At 71.6% G+C, this 19,910-nt stretch carries 16 protein-coding genes; 6 read left to right on the top strand and 10 right to left on the bottom strand.

The window, feature by feature from the left end:
• Positions 1–26: 26 nt before the first annotated feature.
• The 7 genes from ACQP1V_RS34365 to ACQP1V_RS34395 form a co-directional block, all read right to left on the bottom strand.
• On the bottom strand, positions 27–452 hold the full coding sequence (locus tag ACQP1V_RS34365; protein ID WP_433414495.1) for a hypothetical protein: 426 nt from the start codon (positions 450–452) through the stop codon (positions 27–29).
• Positions 453–602: 150 nt separating this feature from the next.
• Entirely contained in the window at positions 603–1,976 is a 1,374-nt protein-coding gene (locus ACQP1V_RS34370) for an aminotransferase class V-fold PLP-dependent enzyme (RefSeq protein WP_433414497.1), read from the bottom strand.
• Between the two features lie 166 nt (positions 1,977–2,142).
• The gene (locus tag ACQP1V_RS34375; RefSeq protein ID WP_067144219.1) at positions 2,143–2,514 is read right to left on the bottom strand and encodes a nuclear transport factor 2 family protein; all 372 of its coding nucleotides are present in this window, start codon (positions 2,512–2,514) and stop codon (positions 2,143–2,145) included.
• Between the two features lie 45 nt (positions 2,515–2,559).
• Positions 2,560–4,095, bottom strand: a complete 1,536-nt coding sequence (locus tag ACQP1V_RS34380) for a cobyric acid synthase (protein ID WP_433426053.1) — start codon at positions 4,093–4,095, stop codon at positions 2,560–2,562.
• Positions 4,096–4,199: 104 nt separating this feature from the next.
• Positions 4,200–4,781: a hypothetical protein gene (locus ACQP1V_RS34385; RefSeq protein ID WP_433414499.1), complete on the bottom strand. Its 582-nt coding sequence runs from the start codon at positions 4,779–4,781 to the stop codon at positions 4,200–4,202.
• A 110-nt stretch (positions 4,782–4,891) separates the two neighbouring features.
• The gene (locus ACQP1V_RS34390; RefSeq protein ID WP_433414501.1) at positions 4,892–5,977 is read right to left on the bottom strand and encodes a CU044_5270 family protein; all 1,086 of its coding nucleotides are present in this window, start codon (positions 5,975–5,977) and stop codon (positions 4,892–4,894) included.
• Positions 5,974–6,555, bottom strand: a complete 582-nt coding sequence (locus tag ACQP1V_RS34395) for an RNA polymerase sigma factor (protein WP_387417893.1) — start codon at positions 6,553–6,555, stop codon at positions 5,974–5,976. Before ACQP1V_RS34395 ends, ACQP1V_RS34390 begins: the two co-directional genes overlap by 4 nt.
• Positions 6,556–6,695: 140 nt before the next feature.
• Between ACQP1V_RS34395 and ACQP1V_RS34400 the strand changes: the two genes are divergently transcribed.
• Both ACQP1V_RS34400 and ACQP1V_RS34405 read left to right on the top strand, forming a co-directional pair.
• Complete coding sequence (locus ACQP1V_RS34400) at positions 6,696–7,016, top strand: hypothetical protein (RefSeq protein ID WP_433414504.1); 321 nt, start codon at positions 6,696–6,698, stop codon at positions 7,014–7,016.
• A 108-nt stretch (positions 7,017–7,124) separates the two neighbouring features.
• Positions 7,125–8,741, top strand: a complete 1,617-nt coding sequence (locus ACQP1V_RS34405; RefSeq protein WP_433414506.1) for a GMC family oxidoreductase — start codon at positions 7,125–7,127, stop codon at positions 8,739–8,741.
• 64 nt (positions 8,742–8,805) lie between these two features.
• On the opposite strand, the gene ACQP1V_RS34410 is transcribed toward ACQP1V_RS34405, so the two are convergent.
• Complete coding sequence (locus tag ACQP1V_RS34410; RefSeq protein ID WP_433414508.1) at positions 8,806–11,016, bottom strand: transglycosylase domain-containing protein; 2,211 nt, start codon at positions 11,014–11,016, stop codon at positions 8,806–8,808.
• Positions 11,017–12,846: 1,830 nt separating this feature from the next.
• Here ACQP1V_RS34410 and ACQP1V_RS34415 point away from each other — a divergent pair.
• Entirely contained in the window at positions 12,847–13,047 is a 201-nt protein-coding gene (locus ACQP1V_RS34415) for a hypothetical protein (protein WP_433414263.1), read from the top strand.
• A 212-nt stretch (positions 13,048–13,259) separates the two neighbouring features.
• On the top strand, positions 13,260–14,360 hold the full coding sequence (locus tag ACQP1V_RS34420) for a DUF222 domain-containing protein (protein WP_433414512.1): 1,101 nt from the start codon (positions 13,260–13,262) through the stop codon (positions 14,358–14,360).
• Positions 14,361–15,056: 696 nt separating this feature from the next.
• On the opposite strand, the gene ACQP1V_RS34425 is transcribed toward ACQP1V_RS34420, so the two are convergent.
• Positions 15,057–15,563 (bottom strand): DinB family protein, encoded by a 507-nt coding sequence (locus tag ACQP1V_RS34425; protein ID WP_433414514.1) that lies wholly within the window; start codon positions 15,561–15,563, stop codon positions 15,057–15,059.
• Positions 15,564–15,817: 254 nt separating this feature from the next.
• Between ACQP1V_RS34425 and ACQP1V_RS34430 the strand changes: the two genes are divergently transcribed.
• On the top strand, positions 15,818–17,605 hold the full coding sequence (locus ACQP1V_RS34430) for an RNA ligase family protein (RefSeq protein ID WP_433414516.1): 1,788 nt from the start codon (positions 15,818–15,820) through the stop codon (positions 17,603–17,605).
• Positions 17,606–17,619: 14 nt separating this feature from the next.
• Positions 17,620–18,738, top strand: coding sequence for an RNA repair domain-containing protein (locus ACQP1V_RS34435; RefSeq protein ID WP_433414518.1), 1,119 nt, complete (start codon positions 17,620–17,622; stop codon positions 18,736–18,738).
• Between the two features lie 111 nt (positions 18,739–18,849).
• Here ACQP1V_RS34435 and ACQP1V_RS34440 read toward each other — a convergent pair whose 3' ends face one another.
• Complete coding sequence (locus ACQP1V_RS34440; protein ID WP_433414520.1) at positions 18,850–19,863, bottom strand: hypothetical protein; 1,014 nt, start codon at positions 19,861–19,863, stop codon at positions 18,850–18,852.
• Positions 19,864–19,910: the final 47 nt, after the last annotated feature.

The following is a 19,910-nucleotide window of genomic DNA, read 5'->3' on the forward strand; positions in this document are numbered from 1 at the left end:
GAGGTTCCTCGCGCGGAACGGTGGGCCTATATGCGCAGCACGCAGAGCGCGACCCGGTCGCCCCCGCACGGTACGCGGAGCGACGGCGGAGGCGCGGGGCGGGACGGAAGGCGCGGCGCGACCGGCAGAACGACCACGGTGGCGGCCGTGGCGTGGAGGGGGTCGTAGCCGTCCACGGTGCGGGCCCACAGCGCCACGGCCTCGTCGCAGCACTCGGAGTGGTGGGGCAGGTCACCGCAGCCGCCGCCGTCGTCGTCGTCGGGACAGGGCGTCCCGGCGGCGGCGTGGTGGTGATGGACGTGATGCGCTTGGTCGAGCGTGCAACAGGAGGGGGCGTTCGCCGAGAAGAGCCCCAGGGCCGCCATCACGACGACGAGCATCCGGCCCACCCGCGCCCACATGCGGCCGCGAGACGGCACGGCGGCGGCGTCCGGGGAAGTCCTGTCACACATCGCGGGAAGATGTGCCCAGGTCACAGCACCTTCCATGCGGGCGAAACGCGGGTGGGAGGCGCCGCGGCCCGACAATTTACCTCTCCATCGCCGCACGCCCGGGACGTCCCCGGGTCGCCTCCCGGGCGTGAGACGGGTGTCGGGCGGGCGTCAAGCGGAGAACCGCCGCGCGACGTCGCGTACGGCGAGCGCGAGCAGGTCGACATCGTCGCGCGAGGTGAACAGCGCGGGGGTGACCCGGACGCAGTCGCCGCGCGCGGGCCCGCCGCGCCGGACGGTGAAGATGCGGTACCGGTCGAACAGGTGGTCGCTGATCGCCACGTTGTCGGCCTCGGACACCCGCCCGCTGATCCGGAACGCCGTGATCGTCCCGTACATGGGCGGTTCCTCGGGCGTGAGGATCTCCACATTCGGGATGTCCCGCACCTGGTGGACCCAGCGGTCACGCAGATAGCGCAGCCGCGCCTGCTTGGCCGCGGCGCCGAGCGCGTCGTGGAAGTCCAGCGCGGTCGGGATCGACAGCACCGGGGCGACGTCCAGGGTGCCGGAGTGGACGCGGGAGCGGATGTCGCCGGCCGGATACGTCTCATCGTCGTAGGCGAGGTCGACGTCGTCCAGGCGGCCGCGGCGGATGTAGAGGAACCCCGAGCCCAGCGGCACGCCCATCCACTTGTGCAGCGAGAACGCGGCGAAGTCGGCTCCGAGGTCGTCGATGGTGAAGTCGAGGTGCCCCCACGAGTGGGCCGCGTCCACGATCACGTCCACGCCCCGCTCCCGGGCCATCGCGACGATCTCCCGCACCGGCAGGACGAGGCCGGTCCGGTTGTTCATGTGGCTGAGCAGCAGCAACCTGACGTTCGGGTGGTCGTGCAGCGCCCGCGCGTACGCGTCCAGGGTGGCCTGGCGGGTCGGCGGCTCCGGGACGACCATGCGCTCCACCCGGACGCCCCGCCGGTCCGCGAGCCAGTTCATGGCGTACTGCGCGCTGTGGTAGTCGAGGTCGGAGTACATGACCGAGTCGCCGGGGCGCAGCCGCCGGTAGCCCCCGATCAGGTTCTGCAGCGCCTCGGTGCCGCACCGCGTGAACGCGATCTCCTCCCTGGCCGCGCCGAGCGCCTGGCCGACGCGTCCCCTGATCTCGTCGGCCCGCGGCTTGTACTCGATGCGCAGCAGGTAGGAGTTGCGCTCGTTCAGGTGGTCGACGTTGCGGTGGTACTCCCGGCGGACCGGCTCCGGCATGATCCCGTAGTAGCCGTTCTCCAGGTTGACGAAGTCGGGGCTGACCCGGAACTGACGCGCCAGGTTCCGCCAGAAGCCCTCGTCCTCCGCCAGTCGCTCGGGCGGGACACCGGCCGGCGCGGCGACGAGGTCCGGGGACGCCGGCTCGGCGGCCGGAGGCGGCACGGGCGACACGGGCGGCAGTGCGGCCGCGCCGGGCGGCGCGAGTGTCTTCATGAAGGACCGCGGTTGGGTGAGGGGCACGGCCAGCGCGCCGAGCCCGGCCACCATCTGTCGCCTGGACATGACCATCGGATTCCTCCCCCGGACGGCGACTGCGCCGGAACGCAGAGATCGCGTCCCAGTCTGCGGGGGACGTGCGCCGGCGACCGGCATCCACTCCGGGCCAGGCGTGGCGCGCCCGTCGGCGTGCCTGTCGACGGGCCTGTCGACGGGCCCGTCAACGGGCCGGTCACAGTGGTCCGGCGAAGACCACGATCTCGTCGATGTCCCCGGCGGGGGTGACGTGGACGACGTCCGTGCCGGACAGGAGGACCCGGCCCTCGGCGTCCTCGTAGCACCAGCCGAACCTGGCCCACTCGCCCGGCGCGTCCACGCGCGTGGTCCGCACCATGCGGCACGGCCCCGACGGGTGGCTGCGCACCACCTCGGTGATGAAGTCCGACACGGCCTCCCGGCCGACCCCGCGGCCCAGCGGCCCCCAGAAGACGATGTCGGGGGCGAGCGCACGGCTCAGCAGCGTGGCCCGCTGGTCGGGATCGGCGGTCTCGGTCGCGGCGATGAAGGCGTCGATGGCCTGGGTGTGAAGCGTCTCGTCCGTCACTCCGCGATCGTAGGTCAACCGCACGGCCGGGACGGCGTGCGGCCGTCACGCGCCGGGCGGCAGCGTCCGGAGGCCGTCGGGGGCGCCGCCGTCGATCAGGCGGGCCAGCGCGCCGGTGTCCATGTGCCGCTCGACGAGGTCGCCGAGGGCGTCCAGCCGGGCCTCGCGGAGCGCGGAGAACGAGGTGTCCGGCGCGGGCGCGAAGTCCCGCCCCGCGACGATCGCGACGTCGGCGAGGAAGGCCCGGCGGAACGCGTCGTTCTCCAACGCTCCGTGCCAGGTCGTCCCCCACACCGGGCCGAGGCGGCAGCCGTCGAGGAACGGCTCGGCCCGCCGCTCCCCGTTCCCGGCGGACGCGACCAGGGGCGGGGTCGGGGTCGGGTCCACCGTCACCGTGCCGTGGTGGATCTCGTACGCGGAGACGCGGCAGCCGTACGCCTCCCCCACCGGCCGGGACAGGGTCTTCTCGGACGCGAACTCGACCGACGCGGGCAGCAGGCCGAGGCCCTCCACCAGCCCGGCGGCGGACTCGACGTCGTCCCTGATCGTCCGGGCCAGCATCTGGTAGCCGCCGCAGACCCCGAGGATCGGCCGCCCCTTGGCCGCCCGCTCCCGTACGGCGTCCGCCAGGCCGGTCGAGCGCAGCCAGGCGAGGTCGGAGACGGTGGCGCGGGAGCCGGGCAGGATGACCAGGTCGGCGTCGTCCAGCTCGGCGGCCGAGGTCACGAAGCGGACGACCACCCCCGGTTCACTGGCCAGCGCGTCCACGTCGGTGAAGTTGGAGATCCGGGGCAGCCGGACGACGGCCACCCGCAACGTTCCCCGCCCGGACGCCGAGGCGGCGGCCGGCGGCCGGTTGTCCAGGGCGAGCGAGTCCTCCACGTCCATCCACAGGCCGTCCAGCCACGGGAGCACGCCGTAGACCTCGCGGCCGGTCAGGCCGCGGAGCATGTCCAGCCCCGGCTCCAGCAGCTCGCGGGCTCCCCTGAACTTGTTGACGACGAACCCCGCGACGAGCGCCTGGTCGGCGGCGTCGAGCAGGGCGAGCGTGCCGTACATGGAGGCGAAGACGCCGCCCCTGTCGATGTCGCCGACGACGATGACCGGCAGCCGGGCCGCCTGGGCCAGGCCCATGTTGGCGATGTCGCCCGGGCGCAGATTGATCTCGGCCGGGCTGCCCGCGCCCTCGCAGACCACCACGTCGTACCGCGAGCGCAGCCGGTCGAGCGACTCGACGGCGACCGTGCGCAGCCGGTCCTTGAGCGCGCCGTACTCCATCGCGTCCACGTCGGCCATGGGACGGCCCAGCACGACCACCTGGCTGCGCCGGTCGCTGCCCGGTTTGAGGAGGATCGGGTTCATGTCGGCGGTCGGTTCCAGGCCGCACGCGGCGGCCTGGACCGCCTGCGCGCGGCCGATCTCGGCTCCGTCACCGGTGACGAACGAGTTGAGCGACATGTTCTGCGCTTTGAAGGGGGCGACCCGGACGCCCCGCCTGGCCAGCCACCGGCAGATCCCGGCGGTGACGACGCTCTTCCCGGCGTCCGAGGTGGTGCCCGCGACCAGCAGCGCGCCCTTCAACCCGTCCTCCTCGTGATCGGAAGTGCTCACGTTATCGGCCGGGCCCGCGACGCCGGCGGGGTGGGCCGTGGGGAGATCGCGCCTCCGCCCGGTCGGCGTGACGGTCAGCTCCAGGTGGCGTTCTTCAGGACGGTGGTCAGACCCGGTGTGTTCCACTGGTCGACGATCAGGATCCGCTCCTTCGGCAGGTACCACTCGCGCTGGCTGAACGTGGACTTCTGCTCGCCGTTGCCGCGGACGCACCGGCCCGGCCACACCCGGTAGCGGGCCTTGTGTCCCGCCCCGACGGCGCGGTACCCGGCCGCGACCGCCTTGCCGAAGACCTGGCCGAGCGAGGGGTCGGTGGCGCACGGCGGGACGTCCACCGCCGGATAGAACGGCCCCCGCCTCGGGTTGTACGGCTGGAAGCCCTCGCCTCCGGTCTTGAGCGCCTGCCCGCCCAACAGCCAGAAGCTCTGGCAGTTGGGCTCGTAATAGTGGCCCCTGGGCCGCGCGCAGGCGCCGGTCACCACGCGGATCTGGTCGCCGCCGCCGTACACGTGCCAGGTGCCCGGCAGGGTCAGGGTCAGGACGCCGCGCACGCTCAACGGCGTGGTGGCGGCGGTCGAGGAAGAAGAAACGGCAGCGGACGTGGGGGCCGGGGCCGCCAGCACGGCGACCCCGGCCACCACGGCCGATATGATCATTTTGCGTATCATGGCGGTGATCGTATCGATCTTGGGAAACCACAAACGCCCGCCAGAAACGCCGGCCAGAAACGTCGCTCCTCGCCGGGCCTATAAGCCGAGACCGGGCTTCAGGAGCGGTCCGCGGGGACCTTCGGCGACTCGTCGGTCCAGCCGGACTCCTGGACGGCGCTCCAGCTGACCGGCCGGAGGTCCGCACAGCCCCGCTCGCCGAGCAGCCGCTTCACGGACAGCAGCCGTCCGGTGTCCTTGTCGAACAGGACCTGCAACTCGTCGCCGTACACCAGATCGCAGTCGCTCCGGAGCGCGACCCCCACCGCGTCACGGCCCAGCGGGTCCCGTACGCCGCCGAGAGAACGAACCTCGGGCAGATCGGCCAGCAGCCGGAACAGCGCCGCCCGGACACCGGAGGGGGCGGGGAGTTCGAGCAGCATCTCCGCCGCCTGCTCGAAAAGGATCTCGTCCCGCCTCTCGTCGCTCACCGGTCCCGGCCCCTGCCACTGGATGAGCACCTCTTTCAGCGACTCCGGGTCGGTGGGCAGGGCGTCGATTTCAGCGAGGGTGACCGCCCTGCCGTTGACGTTGGGCCAGCTCGACCCCGGCTCCGCGAAGACGTTCAGCCGCTGGAAATACGGGGTCGTGCCTTCGGTTTCGTGCACCGCCCGGCGGCCACGGGTGCAGGTGAAGTGGGCCTGCTCCGAGCTCCACACGCCCTTCTCCGGCCGCGGGGCGCCCTTGACCGCGCCGAGCCTGGTCCAGGAATGGACGATCCACCAGCTCGGGTCCTTGGGCGACCGCGCCACCCACGTCTCGTCCCGGCAGAGACCGTCGGACGTCCGGTCGGCTGGGGACGAGCTGTTCACTCCGCGGGCGTGCCAGTACCGGCCCGCGCCGGTCGGCGCGTTCACGGTCTGCTCCGCGGCGGCGAGCAGCAGGCCGCGCGCGGCGAGCTCGGCGGACCGGTCGCCGACGGCGCCGGGAACCAGGATCGCGGCCGCCGCGATGCCCGCCGCCGCCACTCCGGCTCCCCAGCCCCACCCCGGACGGCCTCGGCCGCGGCGGGGAACGGGCTCGGCCCCGACGGACGGCCGCGCGGCCGCGGCGATGATCCGGTCGAGCCGGCGCGGATCGTCCTCCGGCGTGAGCGAGGCGGGACGAACGTCGGCGAGCATTTCCATCAGATCGGGCTTCTTCACCGGAACGACTCCTTCACGGATTCCAGAGACTCGGACGGGAGAACGCTCGCGCCGTCGACCGCGTCGGGCTCCCCGACCGCCGCCACGACCAGCGCACGCTCCAGCCTGCGCCGGGCGCGGTGCAACCGGACGAAATACGTGGCGGTGGAGCAGCCGACGACCTTCGCCGCGTCCGCGGCCCGCAGACCGTGCCAGGCGACCAGCGTCAGCAGCTCACGGTCTCCGTCGGAGAGCGTCGCTAGCGCCCGCAGGACCGCCGCCCTCTCGGTCACCGCGTCGGCGACGTCGCCCGTCGTGTGCTCCCCGGCCGCGGCCCACGCCGCCAGCTCGCTCTCCAGCGACTGGCGCCGGGCGTCCGCGCGGTACGACTCTCGCAGGACGTTACGGGCGACGCCGAGCAGCCACGGGAGCGCCTCGTCCGGCACATCGTCGATCCGCCGCCACGCGACGCAGAATGTCTCGCTCGCCACCTCCTCCGCGAGCTGCCGCCCCGCGCGGCTCACCGCGTACGCGTACACGCTGGGATAGCAGGCGTCGTACAGGGCGGTGAACCGGTCCCGAGGACCAGGTTCGATCATGCGTTCTCCATTCCCCTACATGTGCCTTCATCAGGGGAATGAGCGAACCGTGCCGGTTCTTACAGCCCACAAGACGGCGGGGCGTATCCGTGGACTCTCCCGAATACGCCCCTGTCAGGTTGGTCCCGCCTTATCCCGTTTTGAACGACATCCCGCGCGATCAGCCCGCGGTGTCGCCGTCCTCGCCCTCGGCCCCGTACTGCTGGCTCGGCGCGCTGGCCGAGATGACCGGCGACCTCGACGGTCTGGCCGGGGCGCTGTCCCTCGCCGGACGCCACGGACGCGCCGCCCGGCTCCTGGGCGCGGCGGCCGCGTCGCGGGCGTCGGGCACCCCCTCCCCCGCCCCCGCCGAGCGCGCGGACATCGACCGCATCACCACCCGGGGTCCGTACGGCGCTGGGCGAGGAGCGCGCGGACGCGGGGGCCTGAGCCGCCAGTACGGCGGCTCCGGACCAACGTGATCATTTGCGGCAGTATGGCGGTGATCGTATCGATCCCGGCATACTGCGGATGCCCGACCATGACCCAACCGTGCCGGCCGGGCTGCTGGAGATAGGACGATGACCCACATGGCCGACTATCTGATCATCGGAGCAGGATCGGCCGGGTGCGTACTGGCCGCCCGGCTGTCCGAAGACCCACACGTCCGGGTGCTGCTGATCGAGGCGGGCGGCTCCGATCGCAACCCGCTGTACCACGTCCCGAAGGGATTCGGGAAACTCTTCGACGACCCGGGGAAGGTCTGGCACTACCCGACGCTCCCGTTCGGCCCGGACGGCCAGGGCGAGATCTGGCCCCGGGGAAGGGTCCTCGGCGGATCCAGTTCGATCAACGGGATGGTCTACAACCGCGGCCAGCGCGCCGACTACGACGAGCTCGTACGGCTGGGCAACCCGGGCTGGGGGTGGGACACCATCCTGCCGATCTTCCGTGCGATCGAGGACAACGCGCTTGGGCCGTCGGAGACCCGGGGCGCGGGTGGCCCGCTGCACGTGTCGCCCCCGCGTGACCCGGATCCGCTGTGCGAGGAGATGATCGCCGCCGGGACCGCGCTGGGCCTGACCGCCATGCGAGACGTCAACGAGTCCGAGGGCGAGCGCGTCGGGCACGCGATGGCGACCATCAAGGACGGACGGAGGGTCAGCGCGGCCAGGGCGTTCCTGCGGCCCGTACGCGATCGGCCCAACCTCACCGTCGTCACCGGCACGCTGGTGACCGAGCTGCTGTTCGACGGGGACACGGCCGTCGGCGTGCGCGCCAGGAACGCCGGTGGCGGTGTGGTGGAGTACCGCGCCGACCGAGAGGTCATCCTCTGCCTCGGCAGTCTGGGCACGCCGAAACTGCTGCAGTCGTCGGGAATCGGGCCGTCGGAGGTGCTGCGCGCCGCCGGTGTGGGGGTCCGGCTGGATCGCGCCGCCGTCGGCTCGCGTATGCGCGAGCACCGGTGTCTCGCCCTGAAGTTCCGGCTGAATGAGGACCTCGGCTACAACCGGTCGCTCTCGACGCCAGCCCGGCAGGGCGCGACCGCGCTGAAGTACCTGCTGAACCGCAAGGGACCGCTCGCCGCGCCCGCGTACGACGTGATCGCCTTCCTCAAGAGCCGCCCGGACCTGGACCGGCCGGACGCCCAGTTGCTGATGGGGCCGTGGTCCGTCGCCACGTACAAGGCAGGCGAGACGGTCACCGTCGAGAGGCCGCCCGGCGTGTCGGTGGTCGCGGAGGTGCTCCGCCCGACCTCGGAGGGCAGCGTGGCCATCACGTCCGCGGACCCCGGCGCGCCGCTACGCGTCGATCCCAACTACTTCGACACCGACCACGATCGTCAGGTGGCGGCCGACCTGTTCCGCCGGATGCGCGAGTTCTTCGCGCAGGAGCCGATCGCCTCGCGACTGGCGCACGAGACCTTCCCGGGGACCGGGGTGCGGTCGGACGAGGAGATCATCGATGCCGCGCTGGGCGGAGGTTACTGCGGCTACCACGCGATCGGCACCTGCGCCATGGGCCCGGACGAGGGCGACGTGGTGGACTCGCAGCTGCGGGTGAGAGGCGTGGACAACCTGCGAATCGTCGACTGCTCGGTGCTGCCGGTCATGGTGTCGGGCAACCTCAACGGGCCCATCATGGCGATGGCCTGGCACGCCGCGGATCTCATCCTCGGCAGGGTCTCCCCTCCCGCGGCCGCCTGAAGACAGTGAGGGCGAGGAAGGCATCGCCTTCCCCGCCCTCACGTCGCTCGCCGCGCCCGGACGGTCACTGGTCGCCCGGTGTCACCGTCACCACTTTGTCGCGGCCGGCACGGTCGCCGTGCTCGCCGCCGATGACCCCGCCGCCACCGCCACCGCCACCGCCGAAGCGGCTCTTGTTGATCGGCTCGAAGGGGGTCGCCTTGATGCCACGCAACGCGCTCATCATGGTGTCCTTCCAGATCGGGCCGGGGATCGTGGCTCCGAAGACCGATCCGTAGTACGTGCCGCCGATGGTGACGCCGTTCAGCTTGTGCGCCGTCGAGCCACGCGGGTCGCCGATGCTCACCGCGCCGGCGAGGTCCGGCGTGAAACCGGCGAACCACGCGGTGGCCTGGTCGTCGGTGGTACCGGTCTTGCCGGCGGCGGGCCGCCCGATGCCGCCCACCCCGCGCATGGTGCCCTTGGTGAACACCCCCGACAGGATGTCCGCCGTCGCGTCGGCGACCTCCGGGTCCAGCGCCTCGCGGCACTGGGGCTGGTAGTCGGTCACCTTGCCGTTCCGGTCGGTGATCTGGGAGATCGCCATGGGAGCGCAGTACTTCCCGCGCGCCCCGATTGCGGCGTACGCGGTGGCGACGGTCACCGGGTCCATCTCGTTGATGCCGAGGGTGAAGGTCTCGAACTCCTGCAGCGGGGTGCCGTCGGAGCGCTTGATGCCCAGCGACTTGGCGGTCTGCACGGTGTCGCACAGGCCGACGCGCTGCTCCAGCGTCATGAAGAAGGTGTTGACCGACCCCCACGTGCCCGTCTGCAGGGACTTGAAGCCGCCGCCGCCCTCGTCGTTGGTGACGGTGTGTTCCGGGGCGCCGACGTTCTCCCCCTTGCAGTTCTTGAACGCGGAGTAGCCTGGCGCGGTGTATCCGGAGCCGACGTTGAAGCCGTCGGTGATCCTCATTCCCTTCTTCAGCGCCGTGATCAGCGTGAAGGTCTTGAAGGTCGAGCCCGCCTGGAAGCCGATGCCGCCGCCGTGCGCCTTGTCGGCCACGACGTTGAACGACATCTCGTGCCTGCGCTCGTTGTTGCCGTACTTGCGACTCGCCGCCATCGCCTTGATCATGCCGGTGCCGGGCTGAATCAGCGCCTCGGACGCGACGGCGTTGTCCGACGCGTGCACCCGCTTCCGGATCGCCCGCTCGGCCGCGGCCTGCATCTTGGGGTCGATCGTCGTCTTGATGGTCAGGCCGCCCCGGTTGAGGAACCGGGTGCGGGCCTTCTCCGTCTTGCCGAAGCGCGGATTGTTGAGGATCTCGTTCCGGACGTACATGCAGAAGTACGGATAGGGGCTCGCGCCGCAGCCGCCGGGCAGGGGCGTTCCCACGTAGCCCAGCTTCTTGGCCTTGGCCGCCTTGGCCTCCTCCGGCGTGATCTTCTTCAGCTCGGCCATCCGGTCGAGCACCACGTTGCGCCGTTTGAGGAGTTGCTTCTGTGCCTTCCGGCCCGCCTCCGGGTCGGTGCTGTTCGGCATCTGCACCGCCCCCGCCAGGGTCGCCGCCTGCGAGAGGTTCAGCTCGGACGCGTTGACCCCGAAGAAGCGCTTGGCCGCGGCCTGCACGCCGTTGGCCCCCGCGCCGAAGTAGGCGATGTTGAGGTACTTCTCCAGGATCTGGTCCTTGGAGTACTTCTGCTCGACCGCCATGGCGTAGCGCAGCTCGTTCAGCTTGCGGGCGTAGCTCGGGGCCAGCGCCGCGTTCTTGTCCTCCTTGGTGACCGCCGTGTTGAGGACGACCTGCTTGACGTACTGCTGCGTGATGCTGGAACCGCCCTGGCTCACGCCGCCCGAGGTGACGTTCTTCGCCAGGGCTCGCGCGGTGCCTTCGAGGTCGATGGGGCCGTGCTCATAGAACCGGTAGTCCTCGATGGCGACGATCGCCTTCTGCATCACGTCGGCCACCTTGTCGAGCGGGACGACCTCGCGATACTCCTCGTAGAACTGGGCGATCTGGTTGCCCCTGGCGTCGAGGACGGTGGTCTTCTCGGCCAGCGGGGGCTCCTTCAGATCCGCCGCCTTGAGATTGAGCCCGTCGGACGCGGTGAGGATCGCCGCGCCCGTGCCGCCGACGGCCGGCAACGCGAGAGCGGCGGCCAGCACGCCCGCGACTGCACCCGCTCCCAGGAGGCTGACGATGCTGATGCCCGCCGACGCGCGGGCCTTCTTCTCGTCCGTGCGGCGTCCGTTCGCCACGTGAGCCTGACCGGGTTCGTCGAAGATGTTCACCGGCCCGCCCCGAGACTCGTGGCGGTCGTACCCATGATTCTCCCCCTATCAGCCTTTAGGACGAAGCCCTAAACCTATAGGCGAGATGGAATCAATGTGCAACTTCGCGGAGAGTGCGCAGTGCGGGATGGTATCGCCGTACTTGTCGTCTCCATCGACGGCGAAGCCGTCCGCCTGCCCTCGGCCTTCACCGATCGGGGGTGCCACCGTCATCGCGCCGGGAAGCGGCAGTCTCGGGAACGCCGCCGCAAGTGCTCCGGTCGGCGGACCGGCGAACTCGAGGACCGGCGGTCTTGGGAACGCCGCCGTAAGTGCTCCGACCGGAGGACCGGCAGGCTTGGGAACGCCACCGCAGGCGCCCCAATCAGCGGACCAACGGGCTCCCCTGCCGATGGACGGACACCGTCACCCCCGGCGCACGACACCCGAAGGCGCGAGGTGCCGGACCGGAGTCCTCGCGGCTCACCGAGGCGCGACCGTCGTAACAGTGACGCAAATCGCTGTCGTGACGGTGACGCGAGTCGTGATGGTGACGCGAGTCGTGATGGTGACGCGAGTCGTGATGGTGACACAAAATCAAATGGTCGGCGCGACAGCGGCACGCCACCCGAATGGGACGCCGGATGTCTCTCTGCGCGTCCCGACAGCTCAATCGGCGCGAATATATCGGCCAAACCACCTTTTATGCACTCTATGTAATCACCGATGCGCAATTCGTGCAGCGCGTAGTCCATGAGTTTGCCACGCGCGACCGAGGCATTCGCCGACCGCTACTGCGCAGGCGCCCCACCCTCGCCCGCCGCCAACTCGTGGAGTCGGCAGCGATGACGCCGTCACCGGAAACCCCGACACCAGGGGCCCCCGACGCCAAAGACTCCGACACCGGAGACGCCGACCTTTGCGCGCCCCCTCCGGTCACAGGCCCCGTTCGGGCGGCATGGCGGCACCTCTCGCGAATACCCACCAAACGGAATGCCGTACACAGCGGTCGCAAATAGTACAAGCGTGACTACTTAGAGTTGCCTATCGAACGCGTGAACGATATCCTCGCAGAGGGTCGACCACCAGACCGGGAGAGGAGGTGCGAAGAGATGATGCTTGCGGGTGGTGTGCTGCTGTCGCGCCGACCGAAGGACGCTCCTCCGCCCCGCGCATCCGACGCGCCTTCCACGTCCCCACGTCGGCGCGGGTCCAGGCGGCACACGCCGTTCATCGGATCCGATCGTTTCTCTGGTGACTCCTACGGTGCGGTGCTTCTCGACCGTGCTCGCAGTGCCGGGCTCCTCGATCGCGCCCGCAGCTCCGGCGGCCGCGAAGGAGCCGCTCATCCCGCCCTACACGACCCGGCCCACCCTGACGAGCGAGTTGCGCGGAGCGGTGGGCCGGGCGACGCGGCGCGCTCTGACGGGCGAGCTGCGCGACGCGAGCCGGACGAGATGCTTTCCTGGGCTCGGCGGCTGCTCGGCCTCCCGGAGGCGGCAGAAGAGCAGAAGCCTGATGGCGGGGAGGGGTCGCAGGGCCTCGGCAGCGGTGGCGGTGTTCTTTCCGGTCGGGACGAGCCGCGGCCCGGGTTTGACCGTGGTGACCTGTCTGCCTGGGACGGGATCTGGCAGGGCCGCCGCCCCACCCACGAGTCGCCCGCGAACCGTCCCTTGCGGGCTGGTCGGGATGATCGGCAGCAGAACGACTCGGGCCGGCAGGGCAAGGACCGGCGGGGTCAGGATCAGCTGGGCGTGGGCCGCGTTCGCGAGGATGAGCAGCGTCCGGGCCGCGCCCCGCAGGACACAGACGCACAGGGCTCGGGTCGGCGTGGCTGTGACCGGTGGGCCAGTGGCGATGCTGCCACCGACGGCCAGGGCATCGGCGGTGATGACCCAGCCGCTGGTGGTGACCGCCGGGGCGCTGGTCGGGATGGCCAGGACGCTGCTGGCCGGGGCTCTTCCACCGACCGCCGAGACGCTGGTGCAGGCAGTGCTGGCAGTGACGGCCAGAACCCCACAGGCCCGGATGCTGCTGGTGATAGCCGGGTAGCGGACTGGCCCGATCTGAACTTGGCCGGACGCGACGTCATCGACCTGCTGGCTCGTGCCGAGCGGCTGGCCGCGGCTGCGGGGACGGTTCCGGGCCGAACCGATACCGAGGCTGGAGCAGAGGCTGGGACCGAGGCCAGGGCTGGCACCGGCGCTGGTGTCGGTGCCAGGACTGGCTCCGGTGCCGAGACCGGTGCCGAGGTTGAGGTGGCGATGGCGGAGATCGTCGCCCTGGCCCGGGCGATCGATCTGGCCGAAGCCGCGATCGCCGCCCGCCTCCCGATAGCCGAGGCCGGGAAGGGCCACCACCTGTTCGGGCGGCGGTCGATCGGAGCATGGCTGGCAGCAGCCACCGGCTCACGCACCGCCCGCGCCGGAGAACGCGTCACACTCGCCCGGCAACTCCCGCGCCTACCCCACACCGCTGGTCTGTTCGCCACCGGCCGTCTGTCGTTCGGGTATGCGGCGACGATCGCGTCCGCCACCCGGCATCTGGACGACGCCGAAACCGAACTGGCCGAACCGATCCTGGTCCAGTTGGCACAAGCGTCGGCGTCCACGGTCGAGGACGTGGCCCGCGCCGGCCACACCATCATCGAGACGATCGACCCGGACGGGAGGCTGGCGCGGGCGGCGGCCAAGACCGAACGCCAGCACCTGACGATCTCCGACACCACCGATGGGATGGGCCGCCTGCGCGGACTGCTCGACCCAGAACTGAAGATGCAGCTGAAAACCTGGCTGGAACCGCTGGCAGTCAAAACCGACAGCACCGACCTGCGCAACCACGGCCGCCGCATGGCCGACGCCCTCGCCATCCGCCTATCGCAGGGCGGCAGGCGCACCGTGATGCACGTATCGGTCACCGAGCAAACCCTGACCGGCCAATCGGAAGAACCAGCCTTTCTGGAGGACGGCACGGCTATCCCGGCGCAGGATGCGCGCCGGATGGCCTACACCGCTGAACTACGGCGGGTGCTCCGCGACGCCGACGGCATCATGAAGGACTTCGGGCGGGCACGCCGGCTGGCCTCGGCCGACCAGCGGGAAGCGATCCTGGCCACGTACCGGACCTGCTGCCGCGAAGGATGCGACGTCCCCGCCTACCTGGCCGAGATCGACCACATCGAACCCTGGTACCCGACCGGCCGCACCGACCTGGACAACCTCGCACCGCTGTGCGCGGCGGACAACAAGTGGAAGTCCCGCCACCCCGACCGGGTAGAAGTGATCGATCAGGGGGACGGGACCGTATCGATGCGGTTCTACCGGTATTCCAAGCTCCGCCCCCGACGCTGGACCGACAGACGGTAACCAACCATCACTGAACAACAATTCCCGCGATCCGTGGTCAGTGATCCGCGACCCGCGAACGGCGAGCCGCGATTCCTGATCCATGATCGGCGATCGGCGAGCCGTGACTTGCCAGCCGTGATCGACGAGCTTGATCGCGGCGGCCACCCGGTGATCCGGCCCCATCGGCGAACGCCGAGACCCCCAGGACCTCACCGCTGCGCCTGCGACCAACGCGCGAGGCGGATGGCCAGGGCGACCAGATCGATAGGGCACCTGTGGGACGACCGCCCACGGTCGTGAGCAGCGCGGACAGCACTGTGATCAGGGACCGCCACATCTGGCGGTAAGTGCCGTTGTCCGCCTCGGCCTGGAGGGCGTCCACCAGGAGCCGCAGGATGCTCTCGCCACGAAGGGCAGCCGACCGGGCCCCTCCTTCGCCGCCGGCTGCGACACCTGCCCGCGCCAGACCTCGACGATCAGGGAATGCAGGAAGTGCAGATGTCGAACGTCGGCCGCGGCGACACCAACTCGGCCGCGAAGGCGATCATCCAGTCGCCGTGCCCGCGCCACCGCTCGCATACCCGCGGCCAACCCGGCACAGCGCCCGCACGCCCGCGGCCGACCCTGCACAGCGCCCGCATACCGCGGCCGCCGCCGGCCGAAGCCTTTCGCCGCCGTTCCGATGCTTTCGGCCTCAGCGCTGGGGGCGCGCGGTCACTCGCCGGTGGCGCCGTCGATGCGCTCGCGCAGCAGGTCGGCGTGCCCGTTGTGGCGGGCGTACTCCTCGATCATGTGGACGAGGATCCAGCGGTGGGAGCAGTCCTGGCCGTGGCGCTGCCGCTTGCTCACCGCGTCGAGCGGCACACCGGCCGAGATCTCCCGGGCGCGCTCGATCTCGGCTCGCCACGTGGCGAACGCCTCTTCGGCCGACGCGTCGTCCACGTCGTCGAAGTCGGCGTTGGGGGCGGCGTCCTTGCCCCACAGCCGGGGGATGTCCTCGCCGTCGAGGATGATGCGGAACCACACCCGCTCCACGTGGGCCAGGTGCCGGACCAGTCCGAGCAGCGACATGCTCGACGGCGGCGCCGAACGCTCGCGGAGCTGCTCCTCGGAGAGCCCGGCGCACTTGACGGCGAGCGTGCCGCGATGCCAGTCGAGCCAGTTGTTCAGCATGGCCCGCTCGTCGCCGATGAACGGAGGAGGCACACGGTCGTCGATCATGCCCGCATAGTACAGAGCAACTTATCCGGTTATGGATGGATTATCGGCGTATCGCCGCTTCCGTTCCGGCGTGTCGAATCCCCCGCCGACGGCGCTTCGCTCCCCGGATCCGTAGCCCGGCCGATAACGCTATTCCCGGACGGAGGCGCACGGATTATTCGATGGCCCGGCCCGTGCCCGCTCTCGTACAGTCACCGGGGCAGTCACCCGGCCAGTCACCCAGGCCAGGGCGTCGTCAGCAGGAGAGCGAGAACATGCGCGTCCACTACCCTCGCACCCCGCACCTCCCCTGGTCGCCCGGAACGACGGCGGACGACGTACGGGCGGGCGGCGTGTCCGGTCTGGTGGGCCGGGAGATCGTCGTCACCGAGAAGCTCGACGGCGAGAACACCACCATGCACGCCGGCGGAGTCCACGCGCGGTCGCCGGACTCCGGGCACCACCCGTCCCGCGGCTGGGTCAAGGCCCTGCACGGCAGGGTCGCCCGCTCGATCCCGCCCGGGTGGCGGGTCTGCGGCGAGAGCCTGTACGCCCGGCACTCGATCGCGTACGCCGACCTGGAGAGCTGGTTCTACGCCTTCTCGGTCTGGGACGGCGACCGCTGCCTGGACTGGGACGCGACCGTACGCTTCGCGCGGCGGCTGGGGCTCCCAGTCCCTCCGGTGCTGTGGCGCGGTGTCTTCGACGAGCGCGTCCTGCGGGCCCTGCGCCTGGACACGGCGCGGTGCGAGGGATACGTGGTGCGGACCGTCGAGGGGTTCCGCCGGGAGGAGTTCCCCCATCGCGTGGCCAAGTGGGTGCGTCCGAGCCATGTGCGCACGGACGAGCACTGGATGCTCGCGCCCGTCGTCCCCAACGGCCTGGGCCCGGCCTCCGCGCTGTGGGAGATCCGTTCGGGGGGCGCTCCCGCCGCGCCGTCGCTCCTCGCCGCGCTGGGGATGGCGACGACCGAGCACGCGACAGCCGTGCCGGACGAGGCGGCGGTCGCGGAGGTCACCGCCCGCCTCGATGTGCTGGGCCGTACGGGCGACGCGCGGCTCGCGGGTGTGCTGGCGGCGCTGTTCAACCGCACGCGCCGGGCGTGGCTGGCGCCCCGGCTGGCGGCCCCGCTCGGCATGGGGCTCGCGCGGCGGGTGGCCGACCTCGTCGGCCTGCACGCCCGCCTGCATACCCCGTTCCCCGACGACGAGCGCCGGGCCGGTCTGGCACGGATGGCGGCGGCGGCCGACCTGGGCGTCCTGCACGCGGTCGCCGCCGCCGCGCTGACCGGCCGCCGTGACGGCGACGCCGCCGAGGCGCGCGAGCAGATCACCTGGTCGGAGCTCCACGCCGAGGACGCCGGGCTGCTCGCGGAGGACCCGCTGCGCCCGCTCGCCGAGGGACTGCGGGACGCGCTCGACGGCTGCGCCCCGGACGCGGCGGACCGCTGCTGGGCCGAGTCGCGGGACGCGTACGCGCGGGGCCGGATCTCCACCGCCGAGGAGGCCGTGGCGGCGACCTGGCGGTGGCGGTCGGGCCGGTTTCCCCGGCTGGTCGTCATGGTGGGGCCGTCAGGCAGCGGGAAGAGCACCCTTGCCCGGAAGATCGCGTCCGGTGGCCGTGACACCGTGGTGGTCTCGCTCGACGATCTGCGCGAGGCCCGCGGATCGCGGTCGGACCAGCGGGCGAATCCCGCGATCCTCGCCGAGGGCCTGCGCCGGCTCGACGCGCTGCTGGCCGGTGGAGAGACGATTGTGTGGGATGCCACCTCCCTCAACCGGCGGCAGCGCTCCCTCGTCCACGCGGTCGCCCGCCGCCGCGACGCGCTGACGACGCACGCGGTCATGCTGGTCGGCGGCGAGGAGCTGGCCCGGCGCAACGCCGTACGAGCGGACGCGGTGCCTCCCGAGGTGCTCACGGCGCAACTCCGGCGCTTCGATCCGCCCTATCCGTGGGAGGCGCACCGCACCTGGTACGCCGATCCGGACGGCGGCGTCCGGGACACCTGCGGAGCTCTCGGCAGTACGGACCGATACGGACTGACACGGACTGACACGGACTGACACGGACTGAGCCGATGCGAACGAGCGAAGAGATCTATCACCGGGTGCGCTGGGATCCGCGCTTCGATCCGGCGCGCTTCGTGCTGGGGATCAACGTGCGCGGGGCCGCGCCCGCGCGGGTGCCGCTTCCCGATTTCGTGGCCGGAGGCGACATCCCCTGGCACCGCGTCGTCTTCATCGAGGCGGACGGCGAGACGGTCTGGGACCGCGCCTCCGGCGTGGACCGGCTGGACGAGACCCTGGCCGGGCGGGTGCGCGAGCCACGCCGACTCCGCGAGCCGTCGTTCACCGCCTGCCCGCCGTACGTCTGGGATCCGGTGGCCGGGTGGCGTCCGGCTCCCCCGGTGCGGGGCGAGGGGACGCGCCCGGGGACGGCGCTGCGCATGCTGACCTGGAACACCCTGTGGGACCGCTACGACGGCGACCGCATCCACACGTCCCGGCGCAGGCCGCTGCTGCTGGAGGCGCTCGAATGGGCCGACGCCGACGTCATCGCGCTGCAGGAGGTGGAGAGCGAACTGCTCGGCATGCTGCTGTGCGCGCCGTGGGTCCGCTCCGCGTACACACTGGGGTCGGACCCGACCGGCCGGGACGTGCACGACACCGGGCTGCTCCTGCTCAGCCGCCTTCCGGTGCGGGAGGCGGCTCACCACGTCCTCGGCCCGCACAAGGCCGTCACCGCCGTCACCGTTGAGTCGGGCGCGGGCCCGATCGTGGTGGCGGCCACGCACCTCACCAGCGACCACGCGGAGGACGCCGCGTCCCGGCGCGACGCCGAGCTGGCCGGTCTCGCCGACGCGCTGCGCAGTGTGGAGGGCGACCTCGTCCTGCTGGGCGACTTCAACGACGGCGGAAACGCTCCCGCCGACGCGCTCGGCCTGCGGGACGCCTGGACCGAGGTGTACGGCGTCGACGACCGGACGCCGACCTTCGATCCGCGCGCGAACCCGCTGGCGGCGATCTCCTCTCTGACCGGCCGGGCGGTGCGGATCGATCGCGTGCTGCTGCGCGGCCGTGGGCTGCGCGCCGTCACGGCGGAACTGCGCGGCGACTCCCCCGCGACCCCGGACGGCCTGTTCGTGTCCGACCACTACGGCGTCGCCGTGGATCTCGTCGCCTGCGAGAGCTCCTGAGAGAGCGCTACGAGAGCGCTTACGAGAGCGCTTACGAGAGCGACCGCGAGAACGGCTGAGCCCGCATTGGCCGACCGGGATCGTCTGAGATCGTCCGGGGTCGTCCGGGCCTCACCTGCCGAGCAGCTCCACCGAACGGGCGGCGGCGTGGAGGAAGACCGGGTCGCCGGTGAGCGCGTGCTGGCGCAGCGCCGCCTCGGTCAGCTTGATGGCGTGGGCGTCGCCGGTCTCGGCCGCCCGCCCGGCCAGCTCCTCCGGTGCCTGCGGAGCGTCGGCCGGCAGTGGCTCGACCGTCGCCCGGTAGGCGTACCCGCTGTACAGCGCGGCGGCCACCTGCCACAAGGCGTCGTACGTGGGACGCCACTGTTCGGCGGGCAGGTGCTCCAGCACCGACGACACGGCCACCGGCGCGGTCACCGCGTGAATGAAGTCGATCGGCGCGTGCCTGCCGTGGGTCAGGAACACCCCGGCGAACACCCGGGTCAGCTCGGTCAGGTCGGTGGCGACGTCCGTCGGCGGCCGCAGGGACGAGACGGTCGCGGGGAACCCCGGCAGGTCCCGCAGGTGCGCGAGGTGTGCCACGATCCGCTCGGTCGGCGCGAGCTCCAGGATGGGCAGGACGGCGACGGCCTGGTCGAGCGTGCGCACGCCGCCGGTCAGTGGCCGTCCCGGCAGCTCGACGTATCCGGCCGCCCAGTACGCCAGCGCCTGGGCCAGCTCGACGAGCCTGGGCGGGGTCTCCCGTTCGGCGAGCGCCCGGACGGCGTGCGAGGTGCGGATCACGCCGTGGGTGGCGCCGGCGGCCAGGCCGGGGGTGAGCCGCGGCCACCACTCGGTCAGCACCTCGCGCCAGGGCGCCTCGGCGAGGCGTTCGGTGAAGTAGGCGGTCCAGTCGCCGATCCGGCGCCGGTCACCGAGCGCGGCCCGCCAGTCGGCGATCCGGTCGCCCCGGCTCGGGCCGTCTTCGAGTTCCGGCAGATAGCCGGAGACCCAGCCGGGGATCGTCTCCGCCGCGCCGAGCCGTACCAGCGCCTCGACGACCATCGGGCCGTGGTTGGACAGGCCGCCGCGGTACTCGGGGCCGGTGGGCGCCAGCCGGACGAGCGCCTCATCGAGATGATCCATATCGCTTCCCTTCTATATAGAGACAAGCCTATATAGATTCCAGGCGA

This window comes from Microtetraspora malaysiensis (genome assembly GCF_050947145.1).
Taxonomy (GTDB): Bacteria; Actinomycetota; Actinomycetes; order Streptosporangiales; family Streptosporangiaceae; genus Microtetraspora_A; species Microtetraspora_A malaysiensis.